The organism is Methyloversatilis sp. RAC08, from assembly GCF_001713355.1.
Classification (GTDB): Bacteria; Pseudomonadota; Gammaproteobacteria; order Burkholderiales; family Rhodocyclaceae; genus Methyloversatilis.
On sequence record NZ_CP016448.1, the window covers coordinates 3675194 to 3687031 of the forward strand.

Below are 11838 nucleotides of genomic sequence, written 5' to 3' on the forward strand. Positions count from 1 at the left end.
CCTGTGGGAGCGGCGCCTGTGGGAGATTCTATGTCTGAGCACAAGTGTTTTTGAGCCCTCCGGGTTGGTATTGAGTGCCGGTTTTCATCAGAGAGAAGGCAACGCGAGCGATCTTTCGTGCCAGGGCGACAAGGGCCTGGGTGCGGGAGAAGCCGCGGGCGATGAAGGCTTGGTAGGTAGGCTTCCAGGTGTCGGATGGGCTGGCTGCCATGGCGGCGTTGTGCAGGAGTCGGCGTAGCTCGGGGTCGCCCTTTTTGCTCAGGGTGCCGCGGGCGTGCTGGTTGCCCGATTGGCGCACGCACACATCGAGGCCGAGATAGGCGATGAAGGCGTCTGCACGGGTGAAGGCGCCCCGATGGAAGGTCGCGCACAAGGCGGCGGCGGTGAGTGGGCCGACGCCTTCGATGCCCTGGCAGCGGCGGTGATCGTCGATCCAGTCGCTGGCTTTGAGCTTTTCCACGATCTGGGCCTGAATCTGCTGGGCGAGCCGGTCGGCCCGGGCCAGCAAGGCGCGCACCTCGCGCTTGAAGCCGGGCAGATCGGACAGGCTCTGGCGCAAGATGACGGCGGTCCGGACCAGGGTGGCGCGACGACGCAGCAGTTGCTGCACGCGTTGCGTGGCCTCGGGCGGCAGCGTGTAGGGGCGCAGGTGCGTGCCCTCTTTGGCGACGTAGCGGGCGATGAGCCGGGCGTCGATCGGGTCGGTCTTGGCCCGCACGCTGGTGGCGCCGCGGTAGCGCGAGAGGCGGTAGCCGTCGATCAGGTAGAGCGGGTGCCCGGCCTTGATCACGGCGTCGCGCAGCGCGAGGTGGTAGGTGCCGGTGGCCTCGCAGCCGATGTGCAGCGGGCCGCTGGGCAAGGTGCGCAGCCAGGCCCGGATGGCTAGAGGGGTGTTGTCGATGCGCTGCACCGGGCCGTGCTCGCCCAGTGCGATATCGAGGCTGGCTTTGGATACGTCGATGCCGATGTAAATCGGCGCAGGCTGACTTGTCATGAACAGGCGCTCCCGACTAAGGTTTAGGGACTTGTCGGGACTCACCAGGCAATCGCTTGCAGGATATGGTCGATCAGGGCCGGCGAGGGCCGCGTCGATGGATTCCTCATGGGTGCTCGATGGTGAGGGGCGGGACGATATCTCCCACGGTCTGTGCAAAAGCCAGAAGCGGCGTTAGTCCCTCCACCCCGACAAGTTCTCACTACAGCTTGCCGAGGCAGAACATACAAGCGGCGCCTGTGGGAGCGGCGGCCTCGCCGCGATTGATGCCGCGATGATCGTTGATCAACGCGCCGATCGCGGCGAGGCCGCCGCTCCCACAAAACCGTCGCAGCTGCCATATGGCCTCTCCCACAGGGCAGGTCCAACACAGGCCGCCGCTCCCACAAAAGCGCCGCCGCTCCCTCGCTCCCACAAGGGCCGCTCAGCGCCGTGACAACGCCTGCTCCATCCGCCCGAGCGCATCGAGAATGACTGCACGGGGCGAAACGAGGTTGAGGCGCATGAAACCGCTGCCGCCGCTCCCACAAAACCGTCGCAGCTGCCATATGGCCTCTCCAACATGGCCTCTCCCACAGGGCAGGTCCAACACAGGCAGCCGCTCCCTCGCTCCCACAAGGGCCGCTCAGCGCCGTGACAACGCCTGCTCCATCCGCCCGAGCGCATCGAGAATGACTGCACGGGGCGAACCCAGGTTGAGCCGCATGAAACCGCTGCCGCCGGTGCCGAAGGTGATGCCCGGGTTCATGCCGAGCTGTGGGAGCGGCGGCCTCGCCGCGATTGATGCCGCGATGATCGTTGATCAACGCGCCGATCGCGGCGAGGCCGCCGCTCCCACAAAACCGTCGCAGCTGCCATCTGGCCTCTCCAACATGGCCTCTCCCACAGGGCAGGTCCAACACACGCCGCCACTCCCTCGCTCCCACAAGGGCCGCTCAGCGCCGTGACAGCGCCTGTTCGATCCGCCCGAGCGCATCGAGAATGACTGCACGGGGCGACGCCAGGTTGAGCCGCATGTGGCCGCGACCGCCGGTGCCGAACGTGATGCCGGGGTTCATGCCGACCTGTGCGCCGCCGACGAAGAAGTCGCGCAGTGCGCTGTCGTTCAGCCCGAGTGCGCGACAGTCCAGCCAGATCAGGTAGGTGCCTTCAGGCGGCACCGCGCGGATGCCCGGCAACTGCTGTGCGGCGAGCTGCATGACGGCGTCGCGCGTGCCCGCCAGATAGCTCATCAGCGCATCGAGCCACGGGCCGCCGTCGCGGTAGGCCGCTTCGAATGCGGCGACGCTGAACGGGTTGGACGCGCTGACGTGCAATTGCCCGAACACCTTTTCGATCGCGCGCCGCTCGGCGTCGTCCGCGATCAGCGCCGACAGGCCCAGCCCCGGAATGTTGAAGGTTTTGCTCGGTGCCACCGTGGTGACGATGCGGTCGCCCGGCTGCGCGAGCGTGGCCAGCGGAATGTGCGTGTGGCCGGGGTAGATCAGGTCGTGGTGGATTTCGTCGGCCAGCACGACCAGCCCGTGGCGGCGCGCCACGCCCAGCATGCCCTCCAGCTCGTCGTGCGACCACACGCGGCCGACCGGGTTGTGCGGCGAGCACAGCAGCAGCAGCTTCGCGCCGTCGGCGGCGCAGCGCTCGAGGTGATCGAGATCGACGGTCCAGCGGCCGTCGCGCTCGAGCAGCGGGTTTTCGATCACGCGCCGGCCCGTGTCGCGGATGGCCGAGAAGAAGGGCGGGTACACCGGCGGCTGCACGATGACGCCTTCACCTGCGTCAGCGAAGGCCTGTACCGCGGCATACAGCGTGGGCACGACGCCCGGGCACATCAGTACCGATTCCCGCCCCACCGCCCAGCGGTGCCGCGTTGCGAGCCAGCCGGTCAGCGCATCGAAGGCACCGTCCGGGTAGAGCGAGTAGCCGAATACCGGGTGCGCGGCGCGCGCCGCCAGCGCATCGAGCACGGCGGGCGGCGCCGCGAAGTCCATGTCGGCCACCCAGAGCGGGGTCACGGCCGTCGTACCGAAGTAGCTGCCGCGCCCGTCATGCTTGACGCTGGCCGTGCCGTCGCGCGCAATGAGGCGGTCGAAATCGACGCTCACATGGGTCACCTCATTCAGCGCACGCGCTCCCACAGCGTGACCTCGGCCACCGTGTGCTGGTGCTTGCGACGCGTTTCGCGGATGACGAAAGGCACGTCGCGCGGACTGCCGAGCAGGCGGAAGCGTTCGCCCAGAATCGCCTTCATGCCGTCGAGCGTGGTCCAGCTTTCGCCGTCCTTCTTGAAGCCGCCCAGCCAGTCGTCGCGTTTCGTGTGCTCTTCCAGCCAGGTGTAGGGCGAGCTGATCATCAGCACTCCACCGACATTGAGGCGTTCATGCACCGACTTCAGGAAGGCCGCCGGATCGTACAGCCGGTCGATCAGGTTGGCGGCCAGCATGAAGTCATAACCGGTCAGCACGGATTTGAGGTTGCAGGCGTCGCCCTGCTGGAAGTCGACCTTGCCGCGCACCGCGTCCAGCCCCATATCGGCCAGGCGGCGGGTCTTGTACGACACCAGTTCGCCTTCGTCCGGAAGCGTGTAGCGCAGTTCGCCCTGTTCGGCCAGATGGACGCCGGCGTTGATGAAGCGGGCCGAGAAATCGACGCCGGTCACGTGCTCGAAGTGGCGTGCCAGCTCGAAGGTGGAACGGCCGGTGGCGCAGCCGAGATCGAGGGCGCGGCGGGCCGGGCGCCCGCCCATGGCGTCGATGGCGATCTGCGCCAGGGCCTTCGGGAAGTTGGGCACGCCGAAGTATTCGTCGCCGTAATGGAATTCGGCGTACTCGGACAACTGCCGGTCGCTTTCGTAATAGACGTTTGGCGCTGTGGCCGGTGTATCGCTCACCACGTATCGGAACCCCGCATGCTGGAAGAAATGACGGCGGAAGGCATAGCGCGATGCGCGCGTGGCCTCGTTGCCGCAGGAAATCCACGAGCCACCCTTGATCAGGTTGTGGCGCGCGTCGAAGGTCGGTGTCGAGAAATCGTCATACGTCGGGTGCACATCGAAGCCGGCGAACGGGTAGATCGGCGTTTCGGTCCATTGCCAGACATTGCCGACCACGTCGAAGAAGTCGCCGTGCGCGTGGACATCGACGGGGCAGGACGACGCCCAGTGATCGAGATGGATGTTGGCGCCGGCTGCGCCGTTTGCCGGTACTTCGGTCACGCCGGCCACGTCATACAGGCGGTACCACTCGTCCTCGGTCGGCAGCCGCACCGGCGCGCCGCTGCGTGCGGCCTTCCAGTTACAGAAGGCCTTGGCTTCGTGGTAATTCGTTTCCACCGGCCAGTTCCATGGCATCGGCACCTGTTCGAGCATGAGCCGCAGTTGCCAGCCATCGGCCGTGCGGACCCAGAACTCGGGGTGTGCGGTCTGGTGACCATCGCCGGTGCGCCAGGCGCGCCAGGCACGACCTTCGTCTTCCCACCAGGCTTCGTTCGCGTAGCCACCGTCATCCACGAACTCGAGGAATTCGCGGTTGCTGACGACGAAACGACTGGCCTGGAAGGCATCGACCGCGACTTCACGCTGCGCGTATTCGTTGTCCCAGCCGTAGATCGGGTCATCGCGCCGCCGGCCCAGTTGCGTGACGCCGGCAGAGACCGGGTGCAGCGCGTTGTCCGGTGCATCGCCGACGTCGCGGCAGGGTTCCCAGGCCGGGTGAGGGCGCACGTAATCGAGCCGGCTCTGCCGGATCAGTACCGATGAGGTTTCGAGATGGATGCGCTCGTGCTCGATGCCCATGATGACGACCCACCACGGGTTGTTCCAGCCGATCGGCGGGGCGAGCGGGGCAGCGTGGATCACGCGGTCCACCACGCTGCGCACCGTGTTGCGGTAGTCGCGCACCGCCTGCACGCTCGGCCAGTCGTAATTCGACTCGTTCAGATCGTCCCAGCTCATTTCATCGACGCCGACCGCGAACATCGATTCGAAGCGCGGGTTGATGCGCTCGTCGATCAGACCTGCGAGCAGCAGCTTGTTGATGAAGAAGGTCGCGGTATGACCGAGATAGAAGATGAGCGGATGGCGCAGCGAAATCGGTTTCTTGTAGTACGCGTCGTCACAGGCCAGCACCTCGAACAGCTGTTCGTAGCGGCTGAAGGTGGCGTGAAAGTAGTCGCGCAGCGTGCTGCGCAGCGCGTCCGGGTCGGTCGCGTCGAGGCGGGGCGTGCGCAGGAAAATCGTATCCTGATGGGCTTGCATGTTCTTGTAATACTCCGGCGGATGCGGGTGTTGGAAGGGCAGCCGGTATTCGGCGATCATGGCGCGATCATCCGCTGACGCCGGCGGCGACCGCGCGTGTGACGCATGGCAGGGCCGACAAGTTCAGATATTGTGCCGCGCCCACCGGGTCATGCGTATTTCACGCCGGATCCGGAGCAAACGCAGCGGTGTCGCCACCCAGTTCGCGCGCCAGCCAGTCCACCAGCAGCCGGGTGCGACCGGGCAGCAGGCGTGCGTGCGGGTACACGATGTGAACCGGCCGCGGCGGCGGCTCGAATTCACGCAGCACAACGCGTAGCGTACCGCACTCAAGTTGCGGCCTGACCTGGTAGCACAGGAAGAGGCCGAAGCCGGCGCCGGCTGCACAGGCGTCGACAGCGGGCGCAATGTGGTTGAACTCGAGGTTGCCGGCGACCGGCACCGTGACGGCGCGGCCGTTGATGTGAAAGCTCCACGCCAGGCTCGACGCGCCGGTGAAGCGCACGCAGGGTACGCCGCGCAGGGCGTCCGGATGTGCCGGCTCGCCGTGGGCGGCGATCAGGTCAGGGCTTGCGACCACGACGCGGCGGATGGCGCCGAGCGGACGCGCGATCAGGCCGGAGTCGTCGAGCGCGCCGATGCGCACGCCGACGTCGATGCCTTCCTCCAGCATGTTGACCACGCGGTCGTGCAGCAGCACGCGCAGCTTCACCTGCGGATACTGGAGCGCGAAGCGGGTGACGACAGGTGCCACGTGCATCAGGCCGAACTGCACCGGCGCGGTCAGCGTGATCGGTCCGGAGGGTTCGGCCGCCCCTTCCTTCAGCGACTCCTCTGCGTCCTGCACGGCCGACAGCACCTGACGACAGCTTTCGAGATAGCTGCGGCCTTCATCGGTCAGTGCGATGCGGCGCGTCGTGCGGTTCATCAGCCGCACACCCAGATGCGCCTCGAGTGCGGCCAGCGTGCGCACGACGGCCGGCAGCGAACTGTCGAGCGCACGCGCGGCCGCAGTCAGACTGCCATGCTCCGCGATATTGACGAAGGTGCGCATTGCCCTGAGTGTGTCCATGCGGGATATTACTGCGATAAGTGGAGCAGTGTTATCCGATATCGCTCATTTATTGCCTGATCCGGATCGTGGATAGTGTGTTGCGTCGCCCGTCGGCGACACTGAACCCAAACGAGGAGTCCGCCATGTCCCTGACCGCCATCCACCGTCCTGATGCCCCCATCGTGCTGCACGGCTACAAGCTGTCCGGCCACAGCCACCGTGCCGAGCTGTTGCTCGCACTGCTGGGGCTCCCATACGAATTTCGCGAGGTCGACCTGGCGGGCGGCGAACAGAAGACGCCGGCCTTTCTGCAGAAGAACAGCTTCGGCCAGATACCGGTGATCGAGGATGGCGCCACGGTGATCGCCGACTCGAATGCCATCCTCGTCTATCTGGCGCAACGCTACGCGCCCGGCCGCTGGCTGCCGCTGGACCCGGTCGGTCAGGCGAAGGTGCAGCGCTGGCTCACGGTCGCGGCGGGTCTGGTCGCCTTCGGTCCGGCGGCGGCACGGCTGGTGACGCTGTTCCGCGCCAGCTTCGACACGCAGGAGGTGATCGCCCGTTCGCACCGCCTGATCGCCGTGATGGACCTCGAGCTGGGTGTGCAGGATTGGCTGGCGGGCACGGCGCCGACGCTGGCGGATGTCGCGGTGTACACCTACGTCGCCCATGCGCCGGAAGGCAACGTGTCGCTCGACGACTACCCGAACGTGCGCGCCTGGCTGGCGCGCGTCGAGGCGCTGCCCGGCTTCGTCGCGATGCCGGTGAGCCATGTCGGCCTGCGTGCCTGATCGCCATGGACACCCCACGCGATCCCTTCCACGACGGCGAGCGCGCGCTGCAGGCGCAGGCCGGCATGCAGGCGCGCATGGCCGAAGTCGGCCCGCGCGCCATCCGCGACCACATGCCGGACCAGCATCGCGACTTCTTCGCGCTGCTGCCCTTTCTCGTCATCGGCAGCGTCGACGCCGACGGTCAGCCCTGGGCGTCGGTGCTGTCCGGCCCGCCGGGCTTCGTGCAGTCGCCCGATCCACGCACCCTCCAGGTCGCCGCCCGGGCGCATCCCGACAGCCCGCTCGCGGCCCACCTGCGCGTCGGCGCGCCGCTCGGTCTGCTCGGCATCCAGCCGCACACGCGGCGGCGCAACAGGATGAATGGATCGGTCATCCGGGCAGGCGAAGCCGGTTTCGATGTCGAGGTGGAGCAGAGCTTCGGCAACTGCCCGAAATACATCCGCACGCGCGAAGCCTTCTACTTCGGCGACGATGAGCCGCCCGCTATGGCGCAGCCGCTGCCGGCGCTCGACGACGCGGCGCGCGCACTGATCAGGCGCGCCGACACGCTGTTCATCGCCAGCGCGCATGCAGCCGGCGTCGATGTGTCGCACCGCGGCGGCGAACCGGGCTTCGTCACGGTCGGCCCGGGTGACCTGCTGACCTTGCCCGACTATGCCGGCAACTTCTTCTTCAACACGCTGGGCAATCTGCTGCTCGAACCACGCGCCGGTCTGCTGTTCATCGATTTCGACAGCGGCGATCTGCTGCAGGTGAGCGGACATGCGCAGATCGTGTGGGAAGATGAAGCACTGGCCGCCCATCCGGGGGCGCAGCGCCTGCTCACGATCGCAGTGACCGGCGCACTGCGCGTGCCGGGCGGTCTGCCGCTGCAGTGGCAGATGACCGATCCGTAAGGATGGGGACGCCACGCCGGTCTGTCGCAGCACCACCCGTCCGGCGTCATCGCATGCAGAAACAAGCGCACATCCGCATCCTGCCCTCGGAAATCACCCCGCGCACCGTGTTCGAGGCGCGCCGCGACGCGCTGCGCGCCGGCGGCGCCTTGCTCGGCGCGTGGGCGGCGCCGGGTGCGCTGCATGCGGCCGCCGGACTGGGCCCGCTGCAGCGCAGCCCGCATTCGATCAACGATCGGACGACGCCACTCGAACACGTCACCGGCTACAACAATTTCTACGAATTCGGGACCAGCAAGCAGGACCCGGCGGTCTATGCGCACAAGCTGCCGGTGCGCCCCTGGACGGTGAGCATCGAAGGCCTGGTGCACACGCCGCGCACGCTGGACATCGACCGGATCATGAAGCTCGCGCCACTGGAAGAGCGCATCTACCGCCTTCGCTGCGTTGAAGGCTGGTCCATGGTCGTGCCCTGGGTCGGCATCCCGCTGTCGGCACTGCTGAAGCAGGTCGAGCCACTGGGCAGTGCGAAGTACGTCGAATTCGAATCCTTTCACGACGCAAAGCTCATGTCGTCGCCCATCTTCAACCCGCTGGTGTTTCCATACATCGAAGGACTGCGCCTGGACGAGGCGATGCATCCGCTGACGCTGCTGGTCGTCGGCCTGTACGGCGACCTGCTGCCGAAGCAGAACGGCGCGCCGCTGAGGCTGGCCGTGCCGTGGAAATACGGTTTCAAGAGCGCGAAGTCCATCGTGCGCATCCGGTTCACCGACGAGCAACCGCTGACGTCATGGAATCGCTCGGCACCGCACGATTTCGGTTTTTATTCCAACGTGAATCCGCTGGTCAGCCGCGAGCGCTACGACCAGCGTCGCGAACGTCGTCTGGGCGAACTGGCCAAGCGCGACACGCTGATGTTCAACGGCTACGCCGATGCGGTGTCGGGGCTGTACACCGGCATGGATCTGGTGCGCGCGTTCTGACCCAAGGTGCGGCGATCCGGTCGCAACCGATCCCCTGATCGTCGGAAAAATTGACAGCACGTCGCCGCGGCATGAACCGATCCAGTCGAATCAATGGCTTGCGGAGCTGGTTTGGGTTTTGCTTGTAGCGTCGCAGCGCCCCCCCACAAGAAGGACACACCACTCATGAATCACCTGCTGAAATCCCTGTTGATCGCTGCTTCGCTGATCAGCGCCCCGGCTGCCTTCGCGGCATCGCCCGTCACGCCGGTGTCGGCGTCGAACAACGGTATCGTCCTGATCGACGGTGCCGATCTGTCCATCCTGTTCGATGGCTACATCGCGCCGGAAGGCACGCCGTACCAGACGGATGCGGTGTCCTGGTTCGGTCAGGTCGGCAGCAGCGGCGTCACGCTCGATTTCGACTTCGGTCAGCTCTACACGCTGAGCGATGTGCTCATCGGCGTTGATCACAACGATTTCTATCAGGTGCAGGTTTCGCTCGACGGATCGGTGTGGAACACGCTGTTCACCAACCTCTCGTTCGAAGGCCAGTCGAATTTCGGCAGCGAAATCATTTCCAGCGTGGCGGGTGATCCGGAGTATCAGGCGACCATCGACTTCCCGACCACGGTTGCGCGCTACGCCCGCATCTACGCCGTCGGCGGCGACAGCGCGTTTTCGGTGTCGGAAGTGAGCTTCAGCGGCGTGGCCGTGGTGCCGGAACCGGAAACCTGGGCGCTGCTGATCGCCGGTCTCGGCCTGATCGGCGCCATTGCCTACCGTCGCAGCTGAGTCGGCGACGCTGACAAAAAAGGCCGGCACATGTGCCGGCCTTTTTCTTTGCGGCGTGCCTGCGTTCAGCTGACGTAGTCACCCATCGCTTCGGGCTGCATCAGCACATCGAGCACGCGCACCGTGATCTGCCGCCCGCCCGGCACCTGCCACGGGATGGCCTGGCCGACCGACAGGCCGAGCAGTGCGCTGCCGATCGGCGCCAGCACGGACACCGTGCCGGAGACGCCGCTGGTTTCCGGATACACCAGCTTGAGTTCGAAGGTGGCGCCGTTCGAGTCGTCGATGAAGCGCACCGTGGAATTCATCGTCACGACGCCTGGCGGCATGTCGGCCGGCGCCACCGTTGTGGCTCGATCGAGTTCATCGCGCAAGGCGTCGGCGCCTGGCTGATTTCGGTAGGCATCACGATCCAGTAGCCGGTGAAGGCGCGCGGTATCGAGGCTGGATACGGTGATGGGGGGCGAATGTTGCATGCGGGTCACCTCATGTTCGATGGATGTCTGGTTGAACGAACGCACGGGCTGGCGTTCGCTGGTGAATCCCCAAAACAAAAAGGCAGCGCCTTCGGAAAGCGCTGCCTCTGGAATCACCAAGTGTCTGAAAAGTTTACTGCAAACGCTGCGACCGGGCCAGCCCGGTCACCTTTTTCAGGCGCATGCATGCGCCGGCAGGCATCATGACGGCCCCATCCGAGCACGCAGGGAGCACACATTGAGCCGCAGTGACAGCGAACCGACCCGGTCGGTCGCCCTATATTGGGATTTCGAGAACCTGCACGCCAGTCTGGTCGAGGACCGCTACGGCGAGGGCCATTACGCCAAGCCGGATTCCCGCTTCAAGGTGCAGGAACCGCTGGTCGACATCGATGCCATCGTCGGCCTCGGTGCATCGTTCGGACCGATCGCGATCAATCGAGCCTATTGCAACTGGCAGTATTTCGGCCGCTACCGCGACGTGCTGCTGCAGAGCGCAGTGGAACTGATCCAGCTGTTTCCGCCGGGTGCGTCGGCCAAGAACGGTGCCGACATCAAGCTGTGTCTGGACGCGACCGAAGACATCAGCCGCTTCGGCCACATCGGCACGGTGATCATCGTCGGTGGCGACAGCGATTTCATGCCGGTCGCGCAGAAGATCAAGGCGGCCGGGCGCACGTTGATCGGTGTCGGCACGCGCAAGGCCACCAATCGCCACTGGGCGAAAAGCTGCCATGAGTTCCGGTACTACGAAAATCTGATCGGCAAGAGCCCGTCCGACGAGGCATCGCCGGCCGACGCGAGCGCCGTGCAGCCGTCTGACCCGGCGGCCGACATCCTGCGCCGCGCCGTGCGTCTGCTGTCCGGTGCCCAGGGCGAACCGTGGGTGAACAAGGCGTCGATCTGGCCGATGATCAAGCGGCTCGACGCCACCTTCGACGTCAAGGACCACGGCTACACCGATTTCAGCGACATGCTGAAGTCGCTCGACGCCGTGGTGGAGGTGAAGAAGGGCGAACTGGACCACGTGGTGCGGCTGCGCTGAGCCTGCGCAGGCGGGCGAGTCAGTAGGGACGACGCGCGCGCCGCCGCGGCGGTGGCACACCGGTGTCGGCACGCAGTCGTCCGTGCTTCTGGGCGTCCAGCCGCAGCAGCTGGCGCGCCACGTAGATGCCGGCCGCCAGCGGCATGACGAATTCCGGATAGATGGCCTGGACGTTCTTGCTCAGTTCCATCAGATAGCCGACATAGCCGAACGCCAGCTTGGCCAGCGCGACGACGATCCATACCTGGATGAAGATGATGGCCATGACCAGCGGGCCGGCCACCAGGCGTTGCGAATGCCGGCCACCGAACGCGCCGGCGACCAGCGCGATCAGCGCGATCCACCAGGCGCCGAGGAAGAACAGCAGATAACTCTGGAACTCTTCGATCACGGAAAGGCCTCGGATACTTCGGGTGCGGAAGGACGGCCGGCCCCTGTTCTGCACCGCAGGTCGGGCCGATCCGCGCGACAGCATAGCGGATCACGCGTGCTGCTGCGGCTGGATCAGGCGCGCTCGCGCAGTACGACCGAAACGTGAGGGGGAGGGCGTCGCGACGGGAGGTATCG

At 66.0% G+C, this 11838-nt stretch carries 12 protein-coding genes; 5 read left to right on the plus strand and 7 right to left on the minus strand.

Annotation, left to right across the window (positions count from 1 at the left end):
• Positions 1 to 28 precede the first annotated feature (28 nt).
• The 5 genes from BSY238_RS16670 to BSY238_RS16685 all read right to left on the minus strand — a co-directional run bounded on the left by BSY238_RS16670 (position 29) and on the right by BSY238_RS16685 (position 6318).
• A complete protein-coding gene (locus BSY238_RS16670; protein WP_069040143.1) occupies positions 29 to 994 on the minus strand; it encodes an IS110 family transposase in 966 nt (321 codons plus the stop codon).
• A gap of 625 nt (positions 995 to 1619) precedes the next feature.
• Positions 1620 to 1742: a hypothetical protein gene (locus tag BSY238_RS18465; RefSeq protein WP_335625439.1), complete on the minus strand. Its 123-nt coding sequence runs from the start codon at positions 1740 to 1742 to the stop codon at positions 1620 to 1622.
• Positions 1743 to 1929: 187 nt separating this feature from the next.
• On the minus strand, positions 1930 to 3096 hold the full coding sequence (locus BSY238_RS16675) for a MalY/PatB family protein (protein ID WP_190295035.1): 1167 nt from the start codon (positions 3094 to 3096) through the stop codon (positions 1930 to 1932).
• 14 nt (positions 3097 to 3110) lie between these two features.
• Complete coding sequence (gene ovoA / locus BSY238_RS16680) at positions 3111 to 5246, minus strand: 5-histidylcysteine sulfoxide synthase (protein ID WP_069040757.1); 2136 nt, start codon at positions 5244 to 5246, stop codon at positions 3111 to 3113.
• 160 nt (positions 5247 to 5406) lie between these two features.
• Positions 5407 to 6318 (minus strand): LysR substrate-binding domain-containing protein, encoded by a 912-nt coding sequence (locus BSY238_RS16685; protein WP_069040145.1) that lies wholly within the window; start codon positions 6316 to 6318, stop codon positions 5407 to 5409.
• Between the two features lie 125 nt (positions 6319 to 6443).
• Here BSY238_RS16685 and BSY238_RS16690 point away from each other — a divergent pair, with 125 nt between their 5' ends.
• The 4 genes from BSY238_RS16690 to BSY238_RS16705 all read left to right on the plus strand — a co-directional run bounded on the left by BSY238_RS16690 (position 6444) and on the right by BSY238_RS16705 (position 9750).
• Positions 6444 to 7091: a glutathione S-transferase family protein gene (locus tag BSY238_RS16690; RefSeq protein WP_069040146.1), complete on the plus strand. Its 648-nt coding sequence runs from the start codon at positions 6444 to 6446 to the stop codon at positions 7089 to 7091.
• 5 nt (positions 7092 to 7096) lie between these two features.
• Positions 7097 to 7990 (plus strand): pyridoxamine 5'-phosphate oxidase family protein, encoded by an 894-nt coding sequence (locus BSY238_RS16695; protein ID WP_069040147.1) that lies wholly within the window; start codon positions 7097 to 7099, stop codon positions 7988 to 7990.
• Between the two features lie 53 nt (positions 7991 to 8043).
• Positions 8044 to 8976, plus strand: coding sequence for a protein-methionine-sulfoxide reductase catalytic subunit MsrP (gene msrP / locus BSY238_RS16700; RefSeq protein ID WP_069040148.1), 933 nt, complete (start codon positions 8044 to 8046; stop codon positions 8974 to 8976).
• Between the two features lie 165 nt (positions 8977 to 9141).
• Positions 9142 to 9750 (plus strand): PEPxxWA-CTERM sorting domain-containing protein, encoded by a 609-nt coding sequence (locus BSY238_RS16705; protein WP_223300187.1) that lies wholly within the window; start codon positions 9142 to 9144, stop codon positions 9748 to 9750.
• 65 nt (positions 9751 to 9815) lie between these two features.
• On the opposite strand, the gene rnk is transcribed toward BSY238_RS16705, so the two are convergent.
• Positions 9816 to 10226 (minus strand): nucleoside diphosphate kinase regulator, encoded by a 411-nt coding sequence (rnk, locus tag BSY238_RS16710; protein ID WP_069040759.1) that lies wholly within the window; start codon positions 10224 to 10226, stop codon positions 9816 to 9818.
• A 238-nt stretch (positions 10227 to 10464) separates the two neighbouring features.
• On the opposite strand from rnk, the gene BSY238_RS16715 reads away from it, so the two are divergent.
• Positions 10465 to 11271, plus strand: a complete 807-nt coding sequence (locus BSY238_RS16715; RefSeq protein ID WP_069040149.1) for an NYN domain-containing protein — start codon at positions 10465 to 10467, stop codon at positions 11269 to 11271.
• Positions 11272 to 11290: 19 nt separating this feature from the next.
• On the opposite strand, the gene BSY238_RS16720 is transcribed toward BSY238_RS16715, so the two are convergent.
• Positions 11291 to 11662: a hypothetical protein gene (locus BSY238_RS16720; RefSeq protein ID WP_069040150.1), complete on the minus strand. Its 372-nt coding sequence runs from the start codon at positions 11660 to 11662 to the stop codon at positions 11291 to 11293.
• Positions 11663 to 11838: the final 176 nt, after the last annotated feature.